21 protein-coding genes and 3 tRNA genes are annotated in these 23,443 nt (G+C 59.1%); 21 read left to right on the forward strand and 3 right to left on the reverse strand.

Annotated features, from left to right (window positions below; all coding sequences use genetic code 11):
* Window positions 1-9: 9 nt before the first annotated feature.
* The 8 genes from BLX89_RS00475 (at window position 10) to BLX89_RS00515 (ending at window position 8,188) form a co-directional block, all read left to right on the forward strand.
* Window positions 10-1,677, forward strand: coding sequence for a ribonuclease J (locus BLX89_RS00475; protein ID WP_075288707.1), 1,668 nt, complete (start codon window positions 10-12; stop codon window positions 1,675-1,677).
* A 3-nt stretch (window positions 1,678-1,680) separates the two neighbouring features.
* On the forward strand, window positions 1,681-2,085 hold the full coding sequence (mce, locus tag BLX89_RS00480; RefSeq protein WP_075288708.1) for a methylmalonyl-CoA epimerase: 405 nt from the start codon (window positions 1,681-1,683) through the stop codon (window positions 2,083-2,085).
* A 104-nt stretch (window positions 2,086-2,189) separates the two neighbouring features.
* Window positions 2,190-2,459 (forward strand): DUF1467 family protein, encoded by a 270-nt coding sequence (locus BLX89_RS00485; RefSeq protein WP_075288709.1) that lies wholly within the window; start codon window positions 2,190-2,192, stop codon window positions 2,457-2,459.
* A gap of 760 nt (window positions 2,460-3,219) precedes the next feature.
* On the forward strand, window positions 3,220-4,548 hold the full coding sequence (gene proS / locus BLX89_RS00495; protein WP_075288710.1) for a proline--tRNA ligase: 1,329 nt from the start codon (window positions 3,220-3,222) through the stop codon (window positions 4,546-4,548).
* Window positions 4,549-4,558: 10 nt separating this feature from the next.
* Complete coding sequence (locus tag BLX89_RS00500) at window positions 4,559-5,863, forward strand: lipoprotein-releasing ABC transporter permease subunit (protein ID WP_075288711.1); 1,305 nt, start codon at window positions 4,559-4,561, stop codon at window positions 5,861-5,863.
* Window positions 5,864-5,879: 16 nt separating this feature from the next.
* Complete coding sequence (locus tag BLX89_RS00505; protein ID WP_075288712.1) at window positions 5,880-6,566, forward strand: ABC transporter ATP-binding protein; 687 nt, start codon at window positions 5,880-5,882, stop codon at window positions 6,564-6,566.
* Between the two features lie 175 nt (window positions 6,567-6,741).
* Window positions 6,742-7,515, forward strand: coding sequence for an NAD kinase (locus tag BLX89_RS00510; RefSeq protein ID WP_075289204.1), 774 nt, complete (start codon window positions 6,742-6,744; stop codon window positions 7,513-7,515).
* 145 nt (window positions 7,516-7,660) lie between these two features.
* A complete protein-coding gene (locus BLX89_RS00515) occupies window positions 7,661-8,188 on the forward strand; it encodes a hypothetical protein (RefSeq protein ID WP_075289205.1) in 528 nt (175 codons plus the stop codon).
* Here the strand turns inward: BLX89_RS00515 and BLX89_RS00520 are convergent, their stop codons facing one another.
* Both BLX89_RS00520 and BLX89_RS00525 read right to left on the reverse strand, forming a co-directional pair.
* Window positions 8,189-8,905, reverse strand: coding sequence for a YoaK family protein (locus tag BLX89_RS00520; protein ID WP_075288713.1), 717 nt, complete (start codon window positions 8,903-8,905; stop codon window positions 8,189-8,191). It lies immediately after the preceding gene.
* Between the two features lie 55 nt (window positions 8,906-8,960).
* Window positions 8,961-9,905, reverse strand: coding sequence for a LysR family transcriptional regulator (locus BLX89_RS00525; RefSeq protein ID WP_075288714.1), 945 nt, complete (start codon window positions 9,903-9,905; stop codon window positions 8,961-8,963).
* 154 nt (window positions 9,906-10,059) lie between these two features.
* Here BLX89_RS00525 and BLX89_RS00530 point away from each other — a divergent pair, with 154 nt between their 5' ends.
* Window positions 10,060-10,686 (forward strand): FMN-dependent NADH-azoreductase, encoded by a 627-nt coding sequence (locus BLX89_RS00530; RefSeq protein WP_075288715.1) that lies wholly within the window; start codon window positions 10,060-10,062, stop codon window positions 10,684-10,686.
* A gap of 92 nt (window positions 10,687-10,778) precedes the next feature.
* Here BLX89_RS00530 and rlmB read toward each other — a convergent pair whose 3' ends face one another.
* Window positions 10,779-11,657 carry a 23S rRNA (guanosine(2251)-2'-O)-methyltransferase RlmB gene (rlmB, locus tag BLX89_RS00535; protein ID WP_075288716.1) on the reverse strand — a complete coding sequence of 293 codons (879 nt, stop codon included), beginning with the start codon at window positions 11,655-11,657 and terminating at the stop codon, window positions 10,779-10,781.
* Between the two features lie 214 nt (window positions 11,658-11,871).
* On the opposite strand from rlmB, the gene BLX89_RS00540 reads away from it, so the two are divergent.
* The 12 genes from BLX89_RS00540 (at window position 11,872) to rpoB (ending at window position 23,429) form a co-directional block, all read left to right on the forward strand.
* Window positions 11,872-11,956 (forward strand) — tRNA-Tyr (locus BLX89_RS00540).
* Between the two features lie 24 nt (window positions 11,957-11,980).
* Window positions 11,981-12,054: transfer RNA gene (locus tag BLX89_RS00545), tRNA-Gly, on the forward strand.
* An 846-nt stretch (window positions 12,055-12,900) separates the two neighbouring features.
* The gene (tuf, locus tag BLX89_RS00550; RefSeq protein ID WP_075288717.1) at window positions 12,901-14,076 is read left to right on the forward strand and encodes an elongation factor Tu; all 1,176 of its coding nucleotides are present in this window, start codon (window positions 12,901-12,903) and stop codon (window positions 14,074-14,076) included.
* A 164-nt stretch (window positions 14,077-14,240) separates the two neighbouring features.
* The gene (locus BLX89_RS00555; protein WP_075288718.1) at window positions 14,241-15,134 is read left to right on the forward strand and encodes an NAD-dependent epimerase/dehydratase family protein; all 894 of its coding nucleotides are present in this window, start codon (window positions 14,241-14,243) and stop codon (window positions 15,132-15,134) included.
* A 182-nt stretch (window positions 15,135-15,316) separates the two neighbouring features.
* Window positions 15,317-15,392 (forward strand) — tRNA-Trp (locus tag BLX89_RS00560).
* Between the two features lie 201 nt (window positions 15,393-15,593).
* A complete protein-coding gene (secE, locus tag BLX89_RS00565) occupies window positions 15,594-15,794 on the forward strand; it encodes a preprotein translocase subunit SecE (RefSeq protein WP_075288719.1) in 201 nt (66 codons plus the stop codon).
* Between the two features lie 14 nt (window positions 15,795-15,808).
* Complete coding sequence (gene nusG, locus BLX89_RS00570; protein WP_056323228.1) at window positions 15,809-16,339, forward strand: transcription termination/antitermination protein NusG; 531 nt, start codon at window positions 15,809-15,811, stop codon at window positions 16,337-16,339.
* 252 nt (window positions 16,340-16,591) lie between these two features.
* The gene (rplK, locus tag BLX89_RS00575) at window positions 16,592-17,023 is read left to right on the forward strand and encodes a 50S ribosomal protein L11 (protein ID WP_075288720.1); all 432 of its coding nucleotides are present in this window, start codon (window positions 16,592-16,594) and stop codon (window positions 17,021-17,023) included.
* A 2-nt stretch (window positions 17,024-17,025) separates the two neighbouring features.
* The gene (gene rplA / locus BLX89_RS00580) at window positions 17,026-17,724 is read left to right on the forward strand and encodes a 50S ribosomal protein L1 (protein WP_075288721.1); all 699 of its coding nucleotides are present in this window, start codon (window positions 17,026-17,028) and stop codon (window positions 17,722-17,724) included.
* 343 nt (window positions 17,725-18,067) lie between these two features.
* Complete coding sequence (gene rplJ / locus BLX89_RS00585) at window positions 18,068-18,586, forward strand: 50S ribosomal protein L10 (RefSeq protein ID WP_075288722.1); 519 nt, start codon at window positions 18,068-18,070, stop codon at window positions 18,584-18,586.
* Window positions 18,587-18,644: 58 nt separating this feature from the next.
* A complete protein-coding gene (gene rplL / locus BLX89_RS00590) occupies window positions 18,645-19,022 on the forward strand; it encodes a 50S ribosomal protein L7/L12 (protein ID WP_075288723.1) in 378 nt (125 codons plus the stop codon).
* A 267-nt stretch (window positions 19,023-19,289) separates the two neighbouring features.
* Window positions 19,290-23,429: a DNA-directed RNA polymerase subunit beta gene (rpoB, locus tag BLX89_RS00595; protein WP_075288724.1), complete on the forward strand. Its 4,140-nt coding sequence runs from the start codon at window positions 19,290-19,292 to the stop codon at window positions 23,427-23,429.
* Window positions 23,430-23,443 lie beyond the last annotated feature (14 nt).

The following is a 23,443-nucleotide window of genomic DNA, read 5'->3' on the forward strand; positions in this document are numbered from 1 at the left end:
ACTCAGCTTATGAGCAAACAAGAAGAACTGGTCTTCCTGCCCCTGGGCGGCGTCGGCGAAATCGGCATGAACCTTGGCCTTTACGGCTATGGCCCGGCGGCCAGCCGCCAGTGGATCATGGTCGATTGCGGCGTAACCTTTCCGGGGCTCGATCTGCCCGGCGTCGATCTCGTGCTCCCCGATATCCGGTTCCTTGCCGAACAGCGCAAGAACCTGAAGGGCATCATCATCACCCACGCCCACGAGGACCACTATGGCGCGCTTGCCGATCTCTGGCCGGGCCTCAATGTCCCGGTCTATGCCTCGCCCTTTACGGCCGGCATGCTGGAAGCCAAGCGCAACTACGAGCGCAGCCGTGCGGATGTTCCGGTGACGATCTTCAAGGAAGGCGACCGCATCAATGTCGGTCCGTTCGAAATCGAAGCCATCGGCGTCAACCACTCGATCCCGGAGCCGATGGCTCTGGTCATTCGCACGCCGCTGGGCAACGTCGTCCACACCGGCGACTGGAAGATCGACCATGCGCCTTCGCTTGGGCCCTTCACCGATGAGAACCGCTTCCGCCAGGTGGGCGACGAGGGCGTTCTGGCGCTGATGTGTGACAGCACCAACGCCATGCGCGACGGTGTCTCTCCCTCCGAAGAGGAGGTTTCGGAGAGCCTGACAAGGATCATCGAGAGCGCTGAGGGCCGCGTTGCGATCACCACCTTCTCCTCGAATGTCGGCCGTATCCGCTCGATCGCCAAGGCATCCGCCGCCGCCGGTCGCGAAGTGCTGCTGCTTGGCAGCTCGATGAAGCGCGTCGTCGCCGTCGCGCGCGATGTCGGTCTGATGGAGGGTGTTGCTCCGTTCATCGCCGAGGATGAGTTTGGCTTCATTCCGCGTGACAAGGTGGTCGTGATCCTCACCGGCAGCCAGGGCGAGCCGCGTGCGGCGCTGGCCAAGATCGCCCGGGACGAGATGCGCAATGTCGCCTTCAGCGCTGGCGATACGGTCGTCTTTTCCTCGCGCGCGATTCCCGGCAACGAGAAGGCGATCAACGACATCAAGAACGGTTTGGTGGAGCAGGGCATTCATATCGTCACCGACAACGAGGCGTTGGTGCACGTCTCCGGCCATCCGCGTCGTCATGAATTGCAGCAGATGTACAGCTGGGTCCGACCGCAGATGGTGGTGCCGGTGCATGGCGAGGCGGCGCATCTGGTGGCTCAAGGCGAGCTTGCGCTGCAATCCGGTATCAAGACCGTGCCGAGGATGCGCAACGGCGATATCCTGCGACTGGCGCCGGGCGCGCCTGAAGTCATCGGCGAAGCGCCGCATGGCCGTATCTACAAGGACGGCGACCTGATCGGCGACTATGACGAGATGGGCATTGGCGAGCGTCGCAAGCTCTCCTTCGCCGGCCATGTCATCGTCAACGTGCTCCTCGACGAGCGCTACGATTTCACCGACGACCCGGAAGTCGTGACCATCGGCCTGCCGGAATTCGACGACGAGGGCGAGAGCATGGAAGACACGCTCTATGACGCCGTGCTTGGCGCAGTCGAGAGCATTCCGCGCGGCAAGCGAAAGGATTTGGCGACCGTCAAGGAAGCTGTCCGCCGCGCGGTGCGGGGCACGGCCAACGATGTCTGGGGCAAGAAGCCGCTCGTGACCGTTTTCGTCAACAAGGTCTGATCCATGCTCGGTCGGGTCAACCACATCGCGCTCGCCGTGCCGGATCTCGAATCTGCCGCTGTCCGATATCGAGAAACTTTGGGCGCCACGGTGACAGAGCCGGATACGCTGCCGGAACATGGCGTGCGTGTGGTTTTCGTCGAACTCGAAAACACCAAGGTCGAATTGCTGGCGCCATACGGGGAGGGCTCGCCGATTGCGGCTTTTCTTGAGAAAAACCCGTCTGGCGGCATGCATCATATCTGCTACGAAGTCGCCGATATTCTGCATGCTCGCGATGCGCTGGTCGCCGGCGGTGCGCGCGTGCTGGGGGATGGCAATCCCAAGATCGGTGCCCACGGAAAGCCGGTTCTTTTCCTGCATCCGAAAGATTTCTTCGGGACGTTGATCGAGCTGGAACAGGTGTGACAGTTAGGCGCTGGCGGCGCATTTGCCGGGGTCCTGCGCAGGCGCTATAAGCGCCCATCAAGAGACACGCGCTTGCTGCGGCAGCTTTTCAGGGATGGTATCGAATGCCGGTCTTTTCCACTTTCGCCATCTATTTCATCATCTGGTGGCTAACCCTGTTCATCGTCCTGCCACTTGGGCTTAGAACCCAGGCGGAGGAGAATGAGGTGGTGCCCGGCTCGGCGGAAAGCGCACCGGCGCGGTTCCGCGCGCTCAGGGTTTTTGCGATGACGTCCGTCCTGGCGGCCATCATTCATCTGGCCTGGTACGTGGTGTCGGTGAAGCTCGGTTATGGCCTCGATTCCATCCCGCAATTTGCACCGAAATTTTACTGAGCCAACGTGCCAGAACGGGACGCCCGTCCTTCCGACGTGAGCGCGTCACACTCGTTCGGACGTGCATGAAAAATTCTTCTATGTGAGAAATAATATTCCGTTGCACCCGGCTTACGCAGAGTCAGGTAAAAATAAGGCCAGTTTCAGCCTTGAAATCGGCACATTTCGAGCTGAGATCGCCTTCGTACTTGGATTGAGTCGTGTGAAAACCAAAAAAAAACAAGGCTGAAAGCCTTGTTTTTAAAGTATCGCGTGATCCTTATCCGTTTCCGGTGGCAGCGGGTAAACGCGCCTAAGATCTTATCCTCCCAAGACTTGACCGCGAAATCGACAAGAATTTAATCTCCCTGCCTCTTTTGTGAGCCGAAACTAGCTCATAGCTTGGGCGTTGTCATCCGATTTTTTTGCATTTTTGCGACACTCGGGTAAAATTTTTCGTTTGACAATCAATATCACATTCCTGTTACTGCATGTCCTTTTGGAGCGGTGTTTGCGCCAAACCTGCTTTGCTGCCAGCCTGACGTAAGGTGTGGTGGCGCCCGCAGAAATGACGGGTTTTCTTCCCGCGGCGAAGCGTCTATGAACGGCTTGGGCGGAATCTCTCGAATTGATGAACAATTCGTATTTCCACGCTTCACTGAAATTCCAACGGCACGGTCCGTTCGGCGCTTGAAAATGCCGGTGCGAGACGTGCAAGCTCAACCTTATTTCGCCTGATTCAACCGATAGGGCGGGATGCTTCAAGTACCGGAACCCCTTCATGCGCCTGTCCCGCTTTTTCATGCCGATCCTTAAGGAAAATCCGAAGGAAGCGGAAATCGTATCCCACCGGCTGATGCTGCGCACGGGCATGATCAAGCAGAACTCGTCCGGTATCTATACCTGGCTGCCGCTCGGCAAGCGCGTCTTGGACAAGGTGAACGCGATCATTCGCGAAGAGCAGAATCGCTCCGGTGCTGTTGAGCTTCTGATGCCGACGCTGCAGTCGGCCGAACTCTGGCAGGAAAGCGGTCGCTACGACGCCTATGGCAAGGAGATGCTGCGCATCAAGGATCGTCAGGATCGTCCAATGCTGTATGGTCCGACCAACGAAGAGATGATCACGGACGTTTTCCGGTCCTATGTAAAGTCCTACAAGGACCTGCCGCTCAATCTCTATCACATTCAATTGAAGTTCCGTGACGAGATCCGTCCGCGTTTCGGCACCATGCGCTCGCGCGAATTTCTGATGAAGGACGCCTATTCCTTCGACCTGAACCGCGAAGGGGCGGAACACGCCTACAACCGTATGTTCGCTGCTTACCTGCGCACCTTTTCGCGCATGGGACTGCGCGCCATTCCGATGCGCGCCGATACCGGCCCGATCGGCGGCAATCTCAGCCACGAGTTCATCATCCTTGCAGAGACCGGCGAGTCGGAAGTGTTCTGCCACAAGGATTTCCTCGGCTTCGATATTCCGGCTGAGGACACCAATTTCGATGATGTTGCCGGCTTGCAGGGTATTTTCGAGAAGTGGACGTCGCTCTATGCGGCCACATCCGAAATGCACGACGAAGCTGCCTTCAACGCTATCCCGGATGATGCCAAGGTGTCGGCCCGCGGTATCGAAGTGGGTCACATCTTCTATTTCGGCACCAAGTATTCCGAAGCCATGGGCGCCAAGGTTCAGGGTCCGGACGGCAAGGAGCACACGGTCCACATGGGCTCGTACGGTATCGGCCCGACCCGTCTCGTGCCGGCGATCATCGAAGCCTCGCATGACGAAAACGGCATCATCTGGCCGGATGCGATCGCACCGTTCAACGCTGTCGTCATCAACATGAAGGCGGGCGACGCTGCGTGTGACGCTGCCTGCGAAACGATCTATGCCGCCCTCACCAAGGCCGGGCTCGATACGCTGTATGATGACACGGACGACCGCGCCGGCGCCAAATTTGCAACGGCCGACCTGATCGGTGTTCCCGTCCAGATCATTGCCGGCCCGCGTTCCATCGCTGCCGGCGAGGTTGAGGTCAAGGATCGCAGGACCGGCGCCCGCGAAACCATGTCGATCGAAGCGGCGATCAACAAGCTGACGGCTTCGAAGTAAGGAAAAAAGAATGAGCGTCGCCACGGCAGATCAGGAACAGGCGGCCCTCCGTCCGTCGTCGACCCGTCCGTTTTCCTATTTCGAGCGCATGGTGGCCTGGCGCTACTTGCGCTCGCGGCGGAAGGAGGCGTTTATTTCGGTGATCGCCGGCTTCTCCTTCATCGGCATCATGCTTGGCGTTGCGACGCTAATCATCGTGATGGCCGTGATGAACGGTTTCCGCACGGAGCTGATCTCGCGCATTCTCGGCATCAACGGCCATATGATGGTGCAGACCCTCGACGGACCGCTGAACAACTACGGCGATCTGGCAACGAAGTTTTCCGCGATTCCAGGCGTCACCATGGCGATCCCGCTGATCGAGGGTCAGACGCTGGCCTCCGGTCCCGGTGGAGCAGGGACCGGCGCGCTCGTTCGTGGCGTGCGCGCGGACGATCTCGCCAAGATGAAATCGATCTCGGACAATCTGAAGACCGGCGATCTCGTCGGTTTCGCAGCGGGAACCGGCGTCCTGATCGGCTCGCGCATGGCCGACCAGCTCGGCCTTCAGGCCGGCGGCACGATTACGCTTGTCTCGCCCGAGGGTGACGTGACCCCGATGGGCGTCAATCCGCGGGTCAAGTCCTACACGGTTTCGGGCATATTCGAAATCGGCATGTCGGAATATGACGCGTCGATCATCTTCATGCCGCTGGAAGAAGCGCAGCTTTATTTCAATGCAGAAGGTATCGCCCAATCCATAGAACTCTTTGTGGCCAATCCCGATATGGTCGATAGCCTTCGCCAGCCGGTGGAAGATGCGGCCGCCCGTCAGGTGCTGATCAGCGACTGGCGGGACCGCAACAAGACCTTTTTCTCCGCTCTGCAGGTGGAGCGCAACGTCATGTTCATGATCCTGACGCTGATCGTGCTGGTGGCGGCGCTGAACATCGTTTCGGGCCTCATCATGCTGGTGAAGGACAAGGGCAGCGACATCGCCATCCTACGCACCATGGGCGCGACCTCCGGCTCCGTGATGCGCATCTTCTTCATGACGGGCGCGGCGATCGGGATCGTCGGCACGTTTGCCGGCGTGCTGCTCGGTGTTGTCGTCTGCCTCAACATCGAATCGATCCGCCAGTTCTTTTCCTGGCTTTCCGGCGAGACGCTGTTCAATCCGGAACTCTATTTCCTCAGCCAGTTGCCCGCCGACATGAACCCCGGCGAAACGATCTCGGTCGTGCTGATGGCAATCGGCCTTTCCTTCCTCGCGACGATCTTCCCGGCCTGGCGCGCCTCGCGCCTCGATCCGGTGCAGGCGCTGCGGTACGAATAACAGGGATTACGACACGATGGCCGCACGCGTGGCATTGCAGCTTACCGGCGTCGAACGCCACTACGATCAGGGTGAAACCTCGCTGTCGATCCTGAAAGGCGTGGATTTCGCGCTGAAGGCCGGGCAGACGGTTGCGCTTGTCGCGCCTTCGGGCACGGGCAAGTCGACCCTGCTTCATCTGGCGGGCCTGCTCGAGCGTCCGGATGCCGGCGAAATCAAGATCAACGGCGTCTCCTGCGGCGATTTGAGCGATCACCAACGCACTTCGATACGCCGGAACGAGATCGGCTTCGTCTACCAGTTCCACCATCTGCTGCCCGAGTTTTCGGCCATCGAAAACATCATGATGCCGCAGATCATCGCGGGTCTCTCGAAGGCAGAGGCGCGTGAGCGCTCGGCGGCGCTTCTCGATTATATGCGCATCGGCCACCGTGCCGAGCATCGTCCGTCCGAACTTTCAGGCGGTGAACAGCAGCGCGTCGCCATCGCCCGTGCGGTTGCCAACGCGCCGCTGGTTTTGCTGGCCGATGAGCCGACCGGCAATCTCGATCCGGAAACCGCAGGCTATGTTTTCGAGGCGCTGGACGCGCTGGTCAAGCAGTCGGGGCTTGCTGCGATGATTGCCACGCACAATTACGAGCTTGCCTCATTGATGGATCGCCGGGTCACACTCGAAAACGGTAAGGTCGTCGAGCTCGACTGACAAAAAGCACCTCTGATCAGAGAATAGGACGACTTGCGGAATTGTGTGCCTTTTCCGCGGAAACGTTTTGTGCATGATGACGCTGCGCAGCCATGAGGGCGCGCAGCGTAACTCCCTGAATTTTCAGCGAGGTGTTGCGTCCCGCAGGATCGTCTTCATTCGAGACAGGCATTTCATGGCACGCAGCTTCAACAGTATCGCCTTTGTCGCTTCCACGGCGGATGACGCGCAGCGGGCTGCCGAAGAGTTGATCGCCGTCTACGGCAATGCCGACGCCGCCGAAGCCGACGTCATCGTGGCCCTGGGTGGCGATGGCTTCATGCTTCAGACGCTGCACAAGACCATGAACACCGGCAAGATGGTTTACGGCATGAACCGCGGTTCCGTCGGCTTTCTGATGAACCGCTACAGCACCGAGAACCTGCCCGAGAGGCTGTCCGAGGCGGTCGAGAACGCTTTTCGACCGCTCGAGATGCAGACCGTGGACGTGGACGGCAATCGCTTTCGCGCACTCGCCATCAACGAGGTTTATCTTTTCCGGCAATCCTATCAGGCGGCCAAGCTTCGGATCGTGGTCGATGGCCGCGTGCGGCTGGAAGAACTGATCTGCGACGGCATCCTGCTGGCGACGCCCGCCGGGTCGACGGCCTACAATCTTTCCGCCCATGGACCCATCCTGCCGCTTGAGGCACCGCTTCTGGCCCTCACTCCGGTCAGCGCCTTTCGTCCCCGACGCTGGCGCGGCGCACTGCTGCCGAACAAAGTGACGGTGGATATCGTGATCCTCGAAGACGAAAAGCGACCGGTCAACGCGGTCGCCGATCACGTCGAGGTCAAATCCGTCGTCAAGGTAAGGATCGCGGAATCGGAAAATACGACAGCGCGTATTCTCTCCGATCCGGACTATTCGTGGTCGGATCGCATCCTGGCGGAGCAGTTCGACAACTGATCTCCGGAAAGATTGATCTCTTCACCTCTTTACACATTCTTAAATCCAAGGCGATCTACCGCTAGTATTGCTGTTTAATTCATAGCATCCGTGCGCTTTCATGCGTCGGATGTTGCGCGTTGCAATCGCGCCGGAGCCCAAGCTGATGTGCCGTATTCTCGCTTTTTCACTCACTGCCTTCCTGGCAATGGTTATGGCCGGGCATGCTGCAGATGACGTGTTGCCGCCGGCCAACATCATCTTCGTCACCAGTACCGGTTTCTGGGAGGAAAGCGGCGATCCTCTCGAAGTGCTCGACCTGACCGGAGAGGCGAAGACGGATGAAACGGCTGACGTCCCCGCCGGAAAGGCAGCAGACGCGCAGAAACAACGAGGCTATTACAAGCTGATCGCCGTGCGGCAGCCGGATGGCAATGCCCACATCTATCTGCAGCAGATTGCCTCAACGCCGGAGGGGCCGAAGGTGGTGACCTCCGCCGAGCTTGAAGAGTTCTCTGCGATGAAGGCCTACGTGACGGATATCAGGCCGGAAACATCCGACGGGATCAGCACGCAACCCGGCCTTTTTGCGACTGTCTATCTCAAGACCGATCCGGCCGCGACGGAGCCGGAGACCTGGACGGTGCTGATCGACGACATCGGCGACATCCGGATCGAGCGCGAAACGAACTGATCAGCTGGCAGCTTTTCTCCGATGGGGGGATACGGCCTGCGCAAAACGCTTCTGAATGTGCGGCGGCACGAACCAGATGGCGAGCGAAAGCATTGAAGCCCACAAGAACGCCACCCAGAGCGACGCCGCACCCCACGTCTGCTGCATCACCGCGCCGGCAAGCGCACCGACGCCCATGCCGATCCACGGCACGATCTGCAGGCCCCAGCCTGACCGCGGATCGCCCAGAAGCCAGTAACCGAGGGCGCGGCCGAAGCGGGAGAGGGCACCTGTCACGTAGGTCAATCCGATGGGAAGACCTTCGACATGCTCGGCAGCCGCATTGATGGCGCCCATCGCAAGAACGGTCAGGTAAAGTTGCGGCGTCGCGTAATCGGTTTCACCGAGCACCGCGGCTGCCGCGAGAAGAAGCGCGACGGTGGCGGTCACGGCAAAGGCGCGACGGCTGGCATTGTGCGCGACGATGATACCCAGCGCATTTCCCGCAATGAACATGGCGATCGCGCCGAGCAGCAGCAACGCATAGTCGATATTGCCTTCGGCAACCGCGATAGCTGCGCGGGTCGTATTGCCGCTCATGAAGGAAACGAAGCTGCCGGCCATCAGAAGGCCGATTGCATCCGTCATGCCCGCCAGCACCGAGGTTCCGGCAACAATCGCAAGGCCGATCGAGAAACGTCGCCGCCGAATGATCCCCCGTCGCCGCATCCGCGTCATGATGCCCTCTCATCGCCCGTAAAACAGGATGCCCCGTCCAAGTCCTTGTCTGCGCCTATTCCGCTGCTTCAAGTATCGCGGGATGGGGTCTCACTTCCCGGCAGCGGGTCATGGCGGCCGGGAGCGCTTCCGCCAGAAAGTCGATCAACGCCCTGACAGCCGGCAGGATACCGTGTCTCGAGGTGAAGGCCAGGTGCACGATCGCATCGCGGGAAGACCAGTCTGGCAGGACCGGCACGAGCAAACCGGCTTTAAAACCGCGTTCGCACAGGTGATCCGGCAGCAAGCCTACACCGACGCCTTCGATTGCCGCGCGTTCCAGGATGCCGAAATCGCCGCAGCCGATGATGGGTTGGTGGACGATCTCCCGCTCTTCGCCGTCCCTGTGAACGAGCTGCCAGGTATCGGTGGCATGAATGTCATTCATGGAGAGTGTCTGAACCTTCGCCAGCGTATCGATCGACAGCTCGGGATGACGCGCCATGAAGGCCGGGCTTGCCGCGAGAAAACGGCGGGCTTCGCCAAGCTTGCGCACGATAAGATGGTTCTCCGTATCGAGCTCGTCGCGGGCCCTGAGCGCGATGTCGATGCGCTCCTCTACCAGATCGATGCGCCGATTGGTCGTATGGACGAGCACGCGAACACTGGGATACCGGCGGTGAAACGCGGGCAAGATGGCGGCCAGCATCGGGGTAAAGCCAATGGGGCTTGCCAGCCTCACCACGCCCGCAGGCGCGCTGCGTGCTGCTTCCACCACGGCCTGCGCGGCTTCGACACCGGCGAGCACCGTCTCGCACCGTTCGTAAAACGCCTGACCGATCTCGGTGACGCGGAGTTTACGGGTCGAGCGCTCGAGCAGGCGCACGTCCAGCTGCTGTTCCAGGCGGGCGACATGTTTGCTGAGCTTTGACTTTGGAATGTTCAGACTTCGCGCGGCAGCCGAAAAGCCTTTGTGCTTCACGACAGCGGCAAACAGCGCGAGATCGTTGAGGTCCTGCATCACATAATCCTTGATAAACCGCGTCCAAGGCGCGGATGGTTTCCGATATTGTTTCTATCAGGAAACGGATCGTGGAAAAAGAGGCGGCTTATCGCGCGATTGTTTTCAATTCATATCTCTGGCAACCGAATTACTCAAACCTTGAAGGTCTGCCATGAACATCCTCCAAATCGATTCCGGCATCCTCGGCGATCATTCCGTTTCGCGCGCCCTGACTGCCGCCATCACCGAAAAGCTGAAGGCTGAAAATGCCGGTGCTTCTGTCGTCTACCGCGACGTTGCGGCTGCTCCGCTCGTTCATCTCAACGGCTCGCACCTGATGGCGGCCTCCGCCAATCCCGAAGGCATCGACGCGGGCCTTGCTGGCGAACTTGATGTTGCCCGTGATGCGCTGCAGGAATTTCTTGCCGCTGATGTCGTCGTCGTCGGCGCGCCGATGTACAACTTCACCATCCCGAGCCAGCTCAAGGCCTGGATCGACCGCATCCTCGTTGCCGGAACCACCTTCCGCTACACAGCTTCGGGCGTCGAAGGTCTCGCCAAAGGCAAGAAGGTCATCGTCGCCTCGACCCGTGGCGGTCACTATTCCGCCGGTTCGCCGATCAGCGCCATGGACCACCAGGAAACCTACCTGAGCTCCGTCTTTGCCTTCATTGGTATCACCGATGTCGAATTCGTTCGTGCCGAAGGCCTGGCGATCAGCCCTGAGTCGAAAGAGGCTGCGATCGCAGCTGCCCATAAGGAAATCGAAGAGCGGGCCGATTTTTCAAAGGCCGCCTGATTCCGATCAGGGTTCTCTGCCCTCACGGTAACAAGCAAAGGCCGGACGATGTTTTCGTCCGGCCTTTGTGATTCTGTGAAGCGCTCTAAGTTTCAAACCTTCAGGTAGCTGCGAGCCGCATACATGGCGATCGCCGCTGCATTGGATACATTCAGCGACTTGATTGCACCGGGCATGTCCAGGCGGGCGAGCGCGGAGACGGTCGCACGGGTCTTCTGACGCAGGCCCTTGCCTTCCGAGCCAAGAACCAGCGCGATCTTCGTTCCCGAGAACGTGCTTTCGAGCGGTGCGGGGCCCTCCGAATCGAGGCCAACCGAGGTGAAGCCAAGCTTGTGAAGTTCTTCCAGCGCATCGGCGAGATTGGTGATCTGGATATACGGGATCATTTCCAGCGCGCCGGAGGCCGATTTCGCCAGAACGCCGGATTCCGTCGGGCTGTGACGCATGGTGGTGATCAGCGCGCCGGCGTTGAACGCGACGGCGGAACGCATGATGGCGCCGACATTGTGCGGGTCTGTGACCTGATCCAGCACCAGGATCAACGGGCTATCCTGCAGTACCGAGAGGCGGCGGACGGGCAGGGGGCGGGTTTCGAGCATAACGCCCTGGTGGATCGCGTCAGGCCCCAGAATCTTGTCGAGATCCTGCGGAGAGACCATTTCCACCGGGAACCTCAATTCGTCGACCGGGCCGATCTCAAGTCGTTGCAAGGCGTTCTGGGTGACCGAAAGCTTGATGATCTGGCGTTCCGGATTGTCGAGGGCAGCCCGCACCGTGTGCAGGCCGTAGAGCAGAACCTGGTCCGGCTGCAACTGCGGGGCCTTCCAATCGTCCTTGCTCTTCTTGGAACGGCGATCCTGCGTCGGCGTCGGGATCTCGCCACGCTCGCGTTTGGCGTCGCGATGGGCGCGTCTCAAGGTGGCGTAGTGGGTGTCTTTGGCGCTCTTGTCGCCCGGATTATCTTTGCTCATGCTTGCCTTATATCGGCGAAGGCCTACGGGCGAAACCGTTTTTCTGGATTTGCCGGGCTTGCGATTTTTCTATCGGAAAATCACATTTTTTTCTGAAAGGTCGTGTTGACAGGAGGAAACCATCCGTCCATATAGCCGCCCAGATCACGAGGCGCTGACGCAAATGAGGCGCCGAAACGATCCTATACTGGTCGCTTGATCCTGACAGAATAATGGAGGGATGCCCGAGTGGTTAAAGGGGACGGACTGTAAATCCGTTGGCTCAGCCTACGTTGGTTCAAATCCAACTCCCTCCACCATTCTGTTGCACGGATCATGACCCCGCGGGTATAGCTCAATGGTAGAGCAGCAGCCTTCCAAGCTGAATACGCGGGTTCGATTCCCGCTACCCGCTCCAACTCATCGCACAATCTTACGAATGTCGTGAAATAGCGGTCGCAGCGCACGGTGCGATATCAGTCCCGTTCTGCCGGACAGCTTTCAAGATCGTGGAAGGCGCAGTGGAAGGGATGCGGTAGGCTATTCACGCGATATCCCCGCTCGGCTGACCATCGGACAAGCATTTTTGTCGTGACATCGTTTTTGTAGCGTGTACCAGGTTCCTCGTTCCCGGAGCGACGGGCTACGTCCGTCGGGCGCAGAAACAGCGCCGCGCCGCCGGAATATATGGCCAGTTTCAGCCCTTGCATGCCAGTATCCCCTCATTTCCAGCACCCGAACCCTTAAGAATGTATTGGAAATTCGGGGGAATTTCACCTGTTAGTTGATGTATTCCAGAATTATCTAATGTTTTTTCCGCGCCGGGGAGGGCTACACGCTTCCCGGTTCCACCCGCGGCGTCTCCTTGCGCTGCGATTCTCACGATCGCGGAACGGCAAAAGATGAGCATCTCGCCGAAAGATGTTGGGCCGTGGGTGAGGAGAGCGTCGCGCGGATTGCCTTGGCGCTGGGAAAAGCCTGGCGCACATCAAATGCGCCTGCTGTCCGATTCAGCTGAAACGAATGTCGTTCCCCGGCCGACAGAGTGTCCGGCATTCCGGGCTTTTCCGTTGTTTTCATTCGGAAAGCGTCCGTACTGGAAAAGCAGTCGCCGGCGCACCATATGACGGATCAAGGTGTACCGGAGCTCCGGTATGGCGCAACGCAATTAAGTCTTGCGCAATTCTTCTGAAACCCTTAAACGCCTCCCCAAACCGGCGCCGCCGGACGCATCCATTGTCATAGATCACAGGAAACCTAGCCCATGGCAAAGAGCAAATTTGAGCGCAATAAGCCGCACGTCAACATCGGCACGATCGGCCACGTCGACCATGGCAAGACGTCGCTGACGGCAGCGATCACGAAGTACTTCGGCGAGTTCAAGGCGTACGACCAGATCGACGCTGCGCCGGAAGAAAAGGCGCGCGGCATCACCATCTCGACGGCGCACGTCGAGTATGAGACCCCGAACCGTCACTATGCGCACGTCGACTGCCCCGGCCACGCCGACTACGTCAAGAACATGATCACCGGTGCTGCCCAGATGGACGGCGCGATCCTGGTTTGCTCGGCCGCTGACGGCCCGATGCCGCAGACCCGCGAGCACATCCTGCTGGCCCGTCAGGTTGGCGTTCCGGCCATCGTCGTGTTCCTCAACAAGGTCGACCAGGTTGACGACGCCGAGCTGCTCGAGCTCGTCGAACTGGAAGTTCGCGAACTCCTGTCGTCCTACGACTTCCCGGGCGACGACATTCCGATCATCAAGGGCTCGGCTCTGGCTGCTCTCGAAGATTCGGACAAGAAGATCGGCGAAGACGCCGTTCGCGAGCTGATGGCTGCCGTTGACGCCTACATCCCGACGCCTGAGCGCCCGATCGACCAGCCGTTCCTGATGCCGATCGAAGACGTGTTCTCGATCTCGGGCCGTGGTACGGTTGTGACCGGCCGCGTCGAGCGCGGTATCGTCAAGGTTGGCGAAGAAGTCGAAATCGTCGGCATCCGCGCCACTTCGAAGACGACCGTGACCGGCGTTGAAATGTTCCGCAAGCTGCTCGACCAGGGCCAGGCCGGCGACAACATCGGTGCACTGGTTCGCGGTGTGAACCGTGACGGCGTCGAGCGTGGTCAGATCCTGTGCAAGCCGGGTTCGGTCAAGCCGCACAAGAAGTTCAAGGCCGAAGCCTACATCCTGACGAAGGAAGAAGGCGGCCGTCATACGCCGTTCTTCACGAACTACCGTCCGCAGTTCTACTTCCGCACGACGGACGTGACCGGTATCGTGACGCTTCCGGAAGGCACGGAAATGGTTATGCCTGGCGACAACGTGACCGTTGACGTCGAGCTGATCGTTCCGATCGCGATGGAAGAAAAGCTGCGCTTCGCGATCCGCGAAGGCGGCCGCACCGTCGGCGCCGGCATCGTCGCCTCCATCGTCGAGTAATTCTCGACGATCCGGCTTTGAGCCTGATTGAATTGAAGAAGGCGTCGCAAGTGATTGCGACGCCTTCTTTTTGTTGCCTTTAAGGGCCTTCGCGGCGTCCCCAACTGGTAATCGTCATACTTTTCACCTAGAAACGCGGCAATGCAATTTCTGGGAGGATCAGGATGAAAAAGAGAATTCTGTTTACCGGTGGTTCGGGCAAGGCTGGGCGCCATGCCGTGCCTTATCTGGTGGAGGCGGGTTACGAGGTCCACAATATCGACCTCACGCCACTGGAGAGCCCCGGTGTCACCAATCTGATCGCCGACATTACCGACAGCGGGCAGATGTTCAATGTGCTCTCCATGCACCGCGACTTCCCGGATCTCGAAGGCGGGCAGGGGCCGCAGCCTTTCGATGCCGTCGTCCACTTCGCCGCCGTGCCGCGCATCCTGATCAAGCCGGACAACGAGACGTTCCGCATCAACACGATGGGCACCTATAACGTCATCGAGGCGGCGGTGAAGCTCGGGGTGCGCAAGGTCGTCGTCGCATCCAGCGAGACGACCTATGGCGTCTGCTTTGCCGAAGGGCATCGCGACTTTCATCATTTTCCGCTGGAAGAGGACTATGACGTCAACCCGATGGACAGCTACGGGCTTTCCAAGGTGGTCAATGAGAAGACGGCGCGCGCCTTTGCCGAGCGTTATGGCGCCGACGTCTACGCGCTGCGAATCGGCAATGTCATCGAGCCGCATGAATATGCGAATTTCCCGGCCTATTTCGCCGACACGTCGATTCGCAAGCGCATCGCCTGGAGCTATATCGATGCCCGCGACCTCGGGCAGATCGTCAAGCTCTGCATCGAGAAAGATGGGCTCGGTTATCAGGTCTTCAACGCCGCAAACGACACGGTTTCCGCCAATACGCCGACGCGCGAACTGGCCGCGCAGTATTTCCCTAACGTGTCATTCCGTCGCGAGGTCGACACGTATGAGGGGCTGCTTTCAAACCGGAAGATCAAGGATGTTCTTGGCTTTCGGGAAGAACACGATTGGCGCAAATACGTGAAAGTCTAAGTTTCTGCCAGCGGATAGGCTCTTTCTTCCCCTGCGGTTCAGGCGACGAAAGGTGGCTGAGAAGATTCTCCGGCATTGCCGAATTTTTTCAACGAAAGGCGCTTGTCTTCCACCGGCAAACTGAATAATAAGCCGCAGTCCTCATGTGGCGCCGCTAAGATTTATGGCGCCCAAGAGGTGATAGGGGTATAGCTCAGTTGGTAGAGCGGCGGTCTCCAAAACCGCAGGTCGGGGGTTCGAGCCCCTCTGCCCCTGCCATTCGATCCAGCGCAGATAGTTGCCGCGGTGCAATGGCTGATGTATAAATGGTGAGAGGGCTTGCTCTCTCCCTCTAATTTCGCAAAAAGACCGGCGACCTCTTGTGATTTCGAGAATCGGTCTTTATGTAGGGTTCAAACAGACACGCGGCGCGTGGGGCTGAAAGTTCAGCTTTACGGGCCGTTAAGGCGTGAGCATTCAATGGCATCGAAAACTAATCCGTTTACGTTTCTGCAGCAGGTCCGCGCTGAAACGGCGAAAGTGACTTGGCCGTCGCGGCGCGAGACGATGATCTCGACGCTCATGGTCTTTGTCATGGTCTTTTTTGCTGCTGCTTTCTTTTTTGCGGCTGATCAGTTGATGGGTTGGGGTATCGGCCTCATCCTGAACGTCGGTCTCTAAGAGGAGGTATGGGGATGGCAGCGCGCTGGTACATTGTTCACGCCTATTCGAACTTCGAGAAGAAGGTCGCCGACGACATTGAAAACAAGGCTCGCCAGAAAGGGCTTGAGCATCTTTTCGAAAAGATTCTCGTTCCGACCGAAAAGGTTGTCGAGGTTCGTCGCGGTCGCAAGGTCGATGCCGAGCGCAAGTTCTTCCCGGGTTACGTTCTCGTGCGCGCCAACCTGACGGATGAGGCCTATCACCTCATCAAGAATACGCCGAAGGTGACGGGCTTCCTCGGTTCCGACAATAAGCCGGTTCCGATTCCGGATTATGAAGCCGAGCGCATTCTCGGTCAGGTTCAGGACGGCGTCGATCGTCCGAAGCCTTCGATCTCCTTCGAGATCGGCGAGCAGGTCCGCGTTTCCGATGGTCCGTTCGCATCCTTCAACGGCATCGTTCAGGATGTCGATGAAGAGCGCTCGCGCCTCAAGGTCGAGGTTTCGATCTTCGGTCGCGCAACGCCGGTCGACCTCGAATACGCGCAGGTCGAGAAGGTCTGAGTTTTAAGAGTTGGTCGCGACGTCCGTTCGCGATCCTGATGAACTGCCGGAAGCCATGGTTTCCGGCATTGCGGGCTATCCCGCACATCGCGTGGAAGGATCAGGGTCTTAGCCGGACCGGCCATCCGCACCACGCAACCGCAGCCGCCGGGTCCTGAAGAGGGGGTCGGCAGAATTGATCGGGAAACCGGTCGTCATAGTTCCGGCAGTCCCGCAGTTGGGAAGGTCGGCAAACTGTAAAGGCAGAGAGATATGGCTAAGAAAGTTGCAGGCCAGCTCAAGCTTCAGGTCAAGGCAGGATCGGCAAACCCGTCCCCGCCGATCGGCCCGGCGCTTGGTCAGCGTGGCATTAACATCATGGAATTCTGCAAGTCGTTCAACGCGGCTACGCAGGAAATGGAAAAGGGTATGCCGATCCCGGTCGTCATCACCTACTACCAGGACAAGTCCTTCACCTTCGCGATGAAGCAGCCGCCGGTTACCTACTGGCTGAAGAAGGAAGCAAAGATCACCTCCGGTTCCAAGACGCCTGGTAAGGGCGGCAAGGCCGGCTCCATCACCAAGGCTCAGGTTCGCACGATCGCTGAAGCCAAGATGAAGGATCTGAACGCAGCCGATATCGAAGGCGCAATGGCAATGGTTGAGGGCTCTGCCCGCTCCATGGGCCTGGAAGTGGTAGGTTGATCATGGCTAAGCTTGCAAAGCGTATTCAGAAAATCCGCGAAGGCGTTGATCCGACCAAGCTCGTCGCTCTTAACGATGCTATCTCCATGGTCAAGGAACGTGCCGTCGCCAAGTTCGACGAAACCATCGAAATCGCGATGAACCTGGGCGTTGACCCGCGTCACGCCGACCAGATGGTACGCGGCGTTGTCAACCTGCCGAACGGCACCGGCCGTGACGTTCGCGTTGCCGTCTTCGCACGCGGCGCCAAGGCTGACGAAGCCCGCGCTGCTGGCGCTGACATCGTTGGCGCGGAAGACCTGCTGGAAATCGTCCAGGGCGGCAAGATCGACTTCGATCGTTGCATCGCGACCCCGGACATGATGCCGCTCGTCGGTCGTCTCGGTAAGGTTCTCGGCCCCCGCGGCATGATGCCGAACCCGAAGGTCGGCACCGTGACCATGGACGTCACCGGCGCCGTCAAGGCTTCCAAGGGTGGCGCAGTCGAGTTCCGCGTCGAGAAGGCTGGTATCGTCCATGCCGGTATCGGCAAGGCTTCGTTCGACGCCAAGGCTCTCGAAGAAAACATCAAGGCGTTTGCCGACGCTGTCGTCAAGGCAAAGCCGGCTGGTGCCAAGGGTAACTACGTCAAGCGCGTAGCGATCTCCTCGACCATGGGTCCGGGCGTCAAGATCGACCCGGCGACCGTAACGGCCGCTTGATAAAGTTTCCCGGACCACAAGGTCCGGAACCAAGATTTCCGGCCCCTCGGGGCCGGAGATTTCCGGGGTCAAACCCGGAACTCCTGTCCGAGATTGCAGGCGGCCTTCTTTCCTTGGAAATTCGGCCTTAATCACTTCGCCTGCATGAGACGGGTAAGGCCCGAATTTCATAACACGCCTGGCGTGGAAGTTCGGTTCGAACCTCGGCTTGCCTTGTGAACGCTGCGAAGCGTCCGCAGGGGACAGGATCCTCGAGCGTCGCTTGGGATCGTTTCTGATCCCGCGCGGCAAAGGCAAACCCGATGGGACTGCACGTCGTAGTCCCGTCAACTGGAGATAGGCAGTGGAAAGAGCGGAAAAGCGCGAATTCGTCACGGAGCTGAACGAGTCCTTCAAGGGCGCCGGTTCGGTTGTCGTGGCCCACTATGCTGGTGTCACAGTCGCACAGATGAACGATTTTCGTTCGAAGATGCGCGCTGCTGGCGGCACCGTCAAAGTCGCGAAGAACCGCCTGGCCAAGATCGCCCTTCAGGGTACGGAGTCGGAAGGGATGTCAAATCTCTTCAAGGGTCAGACGCTGGTAGCATACAGCGCCGATCCGATCACGGCTCCCAAGGTCGTCATGGATTTTGCCAAGACCAACGACAAGCTCGTTGTTCTCGGTGGCGCCATGGGTTCGACGACGCTCAACGCGGATGCAGTCAAGTCGCTTGCGACCCTGCCTTCGCTTGATGAACTGCGTGCAAAGCTGCTGGGCATGATCCAGACTCCGGCTACCCGCATCGCAGGCGTCGTACAGGCACCGGCAGCTCAGCTTGCTCGCGTGTTTGCGGCCTACGCCAAGAAGGACGAAGCCGCATAAGGCGGTTTTTCGTTGTTTTATCAAACCAAGTTCGAACTGAACAAAAGGAACTAAGAAAATGGCTGATCTCGCAAAGATCGTTGAAGACCTCTCCTCGCTGACCGTTCTGGAAGCTGCAGAACTGTCGAAGCTTCTCGAAGAAAAGTGGGGCGTTTCCGCCGCTGCTCCGGTTGCTGTTGCTGCTGCTGGCGGTGGCGCTGCTGCTGCTCCGGCTGAAGAAGAGAAGACCGAGTTCGACGTTATCCTCGTTGACGCTGGCGCCAACAAGATCAACGTCATCAAGGAAGTCCGCGCCATCACCGGTCTCGGCCTCAAGGAAGCCAAGGACCTCGTTGAAGGTGCTCCGAAGGCTGTCAAGGAAGCTGTTTCCAAGGGCGAAGCTGCTGACCTCAAGAAGAAGCTCGAAGACGCTGGCGCCAAGGTTGACGTCAAGTAATTCAGGCTTAATTGCTTGGGAGGTGGTCCGAAAGGACCGCCTCCATTTGATCTTTTTTTGAACGTATTACCCAAAAGCCATGTGAAAACGGCTTTTGGGTAATGGGTTCTTCAAGAGGATAGTTTCGTTTCGAAGGTAGCACAGTAATCCGCGCTGGGCATTTTCGGGCATGAAACGAGTTTGAACACCACCCATTGCTTGACGGGATCGACTGGCCATCGGTTCCCGTCCGTTGCAGGCCCGGATGCAAAAATTGAAGGAGCGACGATGGCTCAGACCCTTTCGTTTAACGGTCGTAGGCGCGTACGCAAGTTTTTTGGTAAAATCCCCGAAGTCGCAGAAATGCCGAACCTCATCGAGGTTCAGAAGGCGTCCTACGACCAGTTTCTGATGGTTGACGAGCCGCAGGGCGGCCGTCCCGACGAAGGCCTCCAGTCCGTCTTCAAGTCGGTCTTCCCGATCACCGATTTCTCGGGCGCTTCCATGCTCGAATTCGTGTCCTACGAATTCGAGCAGCCGAAGTTCGACGTCGAGGAATGCCGTCAGCGCGACCTGACCTATGCAGCGCCGCTGAAGGTGACGCTGCGCCTTATCGTATTCGATATTGATGAGGATACGGGCGCGAAGTCGATCAAGGACATCAAGGAACAGAACGTCTACATGGGCGACATGCCGCTCATGACCGACAACGGTACCTTCATCGTCAACGGCACCGAGCGCGTTATCGTTTCGCAGATGCACCGTTCGCCGGGCGTGTTCTTCGACCACGACAAGGGCAAGAGCCATTCGTCCGGCAAGCTGCTCTTCGCTGCGCGCGTCATTCCGTATCGCGGTTCCTGGCTCGACATCGAATTCGACGCCAAGGACATCGTCCATGCGCGTATCGACCGTCGCCGCAAGATCCCCGTCACGTCGCTGCTGATGGCGCTTGGCATGGACGGCGAGGAAATCCTCGATACGTTCTATACGAAGTCGCTCTACCAGCGCGACGGCAAGGGCTGGCGTATTCCGTTTCAGCCGGACGCTCTCAAGGGCCAGAAGGCACTGACCGACCTCATCGACGCCGACACCGGCGAAGTGGTTGTCGAAAGCGGCAAGAAGCTGACCCCGCGTCTGCTCAAGCAGCTTACCGAAAAGGGCCTGAAAGCCATCAAGGCAAGCGACGACGATCTGTACGGCAACTACCTTGCCGAAGATCTCGTCAACATGCAGACCGGTGAAATCTTCCTCGAAGCCGGCGACGAGATCGACGAGAAGACGCTTGGCGTTATCCTCACGGCCGGTTTCGACGAAATCCCGGTTCTCGACATCGATCATATCAATGTCGGTGCCTACATCCGCAACACGCTTGCAGCAGACAAGAACGAGAACCGTCAGGACGCTCTGTTCGACATCTACCGCGTCATGCGTCCGGGTGAGCCGCCGACCATGGATTCGGCCGAAGCCATGTTCAACACGCTGTTCTTCGATGCGGAGCGTTACGACCTCTCCGCCGTTGGCCGCGTCAAGATGAACATGCGTCTCGATCTCGATGCCGCTGACACCGTCCGCATCCTGCGCAAGGAAGACATCCTGGCTGTCGTCAAGATGCTTGTTGAGTTGCGTGACGGTAAGGGCGAAATCGACGACATCGACAACCTCGGCAACCGTCGTGTCCGCTCCGTCGGCGAACTGATGGAAAACCAGTATCGCCTCGGCCTTCTGCGTATGGAACGTGCGATCAAGGAACGTATGTCCTCGATCGAAATCGATACCGTGATGCCGCAGGACCTGATCAACGCGAAGCCGGCTGCCGCCGCCGTTCGCGAATTCTTCGGTTCCTCGCAGCTGTCGCAGTTCATGGACCAGGTGAACCCGCTTTCGGAAATCACCCACAAGCGTCGTCTTTCGGCACTTGGCCCGGGTGGTCTGACCCGCGAGCGCGCCGGCTTCGAAGTCCGCGACGTTCACCCGACCCACTACGGCCGTATCTGCCCGATCGAAACGCCGGAAGGCCCGAACATCGGTCTGATCAACTCGCTCGCGACCTTCGCCCGCGTCAACAAGTACGGCTTCATCGAAAGCCCGTACCGCAAGATCGTGGACGGTAAGGTGACGACCGACGTCGTCTATCTGTCGGCGATGGAAGAAGCCAAGTATCACGTTGCCCAGGCAAACTCGGTGCTGAACGCCGAGGGCGAGTTCGAGGAAGAATTCGTCGTCTGCCGTCACGCTGGCGAAGTTATGCTCGCCCCGCGCGACCAGATCAACCTGATGGACGTTTCGCCAAAGCAGCTCGTTTCGGTCGCGGCCGCGCTCATCCCGTTCCTTGAGAACGACGACGCGAACCGCGCACTGATGGGCTCGAACATGCAGCGTCAGGCCGTTCCGCTTCTGCGGGCCGAAGCGCCGTTCGTCGGTACCGGCATGGAGCCGGTGGTCGCACGCGACTCGGGTGCTGCGATCGCTGCCCGCCGCGGCGGCGTCGTCGACCAGGTTGACGCGACCCGTATCGTTATCCGTGCAACGGAAGACCTCGATCCGGGCAAGTCCGGCGTCGATATCTACCGCCTGCAGAAGTTCCAGCGTTCGAACCAGAACACCTGCGTCAACCAGCGTCCGCTGGTCACCGTCGGTGACGTTCTGAACAAGGGCGACATCATCGCGGACGGTCCTTCGACCGACCTCGGCGATCTGGCTCTCGGCCGCAACGCGCTCGTCGCGTTCATGCCGTGGAATGGCTACAACTACGAAGACTCGATCCTGCTCTCCGAGCGTATCGTTTCCGACGACGTGTTCACCTCCATCCACATCGAAGAATTCGAAGTGATGGCCCGCGACACGAAGCTTGGTCCGGAAGAAATCACCCGCGACATTCCGAACGTTTCGGAAGAAGCGCTGAAGAACCTGGACGAAGCCGGTATCGTCTACATCGGTGCTGAAGTTCAGCCGGGTGACATCCTCGTCGGCAAGATCACGCCGAAGGGCGAAAGCCCGATGACGCCGGAAGAAAAGCTTCTGCGCGCCATCTTCGGTGAAAAGGCGTCCGACGTTCGCGACACCTCGATGCGCATGCCTCCGGGCACTTTCGGCACCATCGTCGAAGTTCGCGTTTTCAACCGCCACGGCGTTGAAAAGGACGAACGTGCGATGGCGATCGAGCGCGAGGAAATCGAGCGTCTTGCCAAGGACCGTGACGACGAACAGGCGATCCTCGATCGTAACGTCTACGCTCGTCTGATCGACATGCTGCGCGGTCACACCGCCGTTGCCGGTCCGAAGGGCTTCAAGAAGGGCACCGAGCTTTCGAACGCCGTCGTTTCCGAATATCCCCGCTCGCAGTGGTGGATGTTCGCAGTCGAGGACGAGAAGGCTCAGGGCGAAATCGAAGCTCTGCGTGGCCAGTACGACGAGTCCAAGTCGCGCCTTGAACAGCGCTTCATGGACAAGGTCGAAAAGGTCCAGCGCGGCGACGAAATGCCTCCGGGCGTCATGAAGATGGTCAAGGTCTTCGTTGCTGTGAAGCGCAAGATCCAGCCGGGCGACAAGATGGCCGGCCGTCACGGCAACAAGGGTGTCGTGTCGCGTATCGTTCCTGTCGAAGACATGCCGTTCCTCGAAGATGGTACGCACGTCGACGTCGTTCTGAACCCGCTGGGCGTGCCTTCGCGCATGAACGTCGGTCAGATCCTTGAAACGCACCTCGGTTGGGCTTGCGCCGGCATGGGCAAGAAGATCGGTGCGATGCTCGACGCATACAAGGCTGGTGCCGATATCCAGCCGCTGCGCGATACCATCGACAGCGTCATTGGTTCCGGTCCGAAGGGCGAGCCGATCAAGCAGTACGACGACGAGTCGATCGTACGCCTGGCCGAGCAGACCCGTCGCGGTGTCTCGATCGCAACACCGGTCTTCGACGGTGCTGTGGAAGCCGACGTCAACATAATGCTGGAGCAGGCAGGTCTGAAGGTCACCGGTCAGTCGACGCTGTATGACGGCCGTACCGGCGAACAGTTCGACCGTCAGGTTACCGTCGGCTACATCTACATGCTGAAGCTGAACCACCTGGTTGACGACAAGATCCACGCCCGTTCGATCGGTCCGTACTCGCTCGTCACCCAGCAGCCGCTCGGTGGCAAGGCGCAGTTCGGCGGTCAGCGCTTCGGGGAAATGGAAGTCTGGGCGCTCGAAGCCTACGGCGCCGCCTACACCCTGCAGGAAATGCTGACGGTGAAGTCGGACGACGTGGCCGGCCGTACCAAGGTCTATGAGGCGATCGTCCGTGGCGACGATACCTTCGAAGCGGGCATTCCGGAGAGCTTCAACGTTCTCGTCAAGGAAATGCGCTCGCTGGGCCTCTCGGTCGAGTTGGAAAACTCGAAGATCGAGGACGTGCAGGCCACCCAGCTGCCGGACGCAGCCGAGTAAAACAAATAGGGTGC

Origin of the sequence: Pararhizobium arenae (assembly GCF_001931685.1) — a bacterium.
GTDB lineage: Bacteria > Pseudomonadota > Alphaproteobacteria > Rhizobiales > Rhizobiaceae > Pararhizobium > Pararhizobium arenae.

Bases quoted from the DNA above. Each gene is read 5' to 3' on its own strand.
- rplL (WP_075288723.1), top strand. From the start codon at position 18,645: ATGGCTGATCTCGCAAAGATCGTTGAAGACCTCTCCTCGCTGACCGTT.
- BLX89_RS00555 (WP_075288718.1), top strand. From the start codon at position 14,241: ATGAAAAAGAGAATTCTGTTTACCGGTGGTTCGGGCAAGGCTGGGCGC.
- rlmB (WP_075288716.1), bottom strand. From the start codon at position 11,657: ATGAGCAAAGATAATCCGGGCGACAAGAGCGCCAAAGACACCCACTAC.
- proS (WP_075288710.1), top strand. From the start codon at position 3,220: ATGCGCCTGTCCCGCTTTTTCATGCCGATCCTTAAGGAAAATCCGAAG.
- mce (WP_075288708.1), top strand. From the start codon at position 1,681: ATGCTCGGTCGGGTCAACCACATCGCGCTCGCCGTGCCGGATCTCGAA.
- rplK (WP_075288720.1), top strand. From the start codon at position 16,592: ATGGCTAAGAAAGTTGCAGGCCAGCTCAAGCTTCAGGTCAAGGCAGGA.
- BLX89_RS00475 (WP_075288707.1), top strand. From the start codon at position 10: ATGAGCAAACAAGAAGAACTGGTCTTCCTGCCCCTGGGCGGCGTCGGC.
- nusG (WP_056323228.1), top strand. From the start codon at position 15,809: ATGGCAGCGCGCTGGTACATTGTTCACGCCTATTCGAACTTCGAGAAG.
- BLX89_RS00530 (WP_075288715.1), top strand. From the start codon at position 10,060: ATGAACATCCTCCAAATCGATTCCGGCATCCTCGGCGATCATTCCGTT.
- BLX89_RS00505 (WP_075288712.1), top strand. From the start codon at position 5,880: ATGGCCGCACGCGTGGCATTGCAGCTTACCGGCGTCGAACGCCACTAC.
- rplA (WP_075288721.1), top strand. From the start codon at position 17,026: ATGGCTAAGCTTGCAAAGCGTATTCAGAAAATCCGCGAAGGCGTTGAT.
- BLX89_RS00515 (WP_075289205.1), top strand. From the start codon at position 7,661: ATGTGCCGTATTCTCGCTTTTTCACTCACTGCCTTCCTGGCAATGGTT.
- BLX89_RS00525 (WP_075288714.1), bottom strand. From the start codon at position 9,905: ATGCAGGACCTCAACGATCTCGCGCTGTTTGCCGCTGTCGTGAAGCAC.
- BLX89_RS00500 (WP_075288711.1), top strand. From the start codon at position 4,559: ATGAGCGTCGCCACGGCAGATCAGGAACAGGCGGCCCTCCGTCCGTCG.
- rpoB (WP_075288724.1), top strand. From the start codon at position 19,290: ATGGCTCAGACCCTTTCGTTTAACGGTCGTAGGCGCGTACGCAAGTTT.
- BLX89_RS00510 (WP_075289204.1), top strand. From the start codon at position 6,742: ATGGCACGCAGCTTCAACAGTATCGCCTTTGTCGCTTCCACGGCGGAT.
- tuf (WP_075288717.1), top strand. From the start codon at position 12,901: ATGGCAAAGAGCAAATTTGAGCGCAATAAGCCGCACGTCAACATCGGC.
- BLX89_RS00520 (WP_075288713.1), bottom strand. From the start codon at position 8,905: ATGACGCGGATGCGGCGACGGGGGATCATTCGGCGGCGACGTTTCTCG.
- secE (WP_075288719.1), top strand. From the start codon at position 15,594: ATGGCATCGAAAACTAATCCGTTTACGTTTCTGCAGCAGGTCCGCGCT.
- BLX89_RS00485 (WP_075288709.1), top strand. From the start codon at position 2,190: ATGCCGGTCTTTTCCACTTTCGCCATCTATTTCATCATCTGGTGGCTA.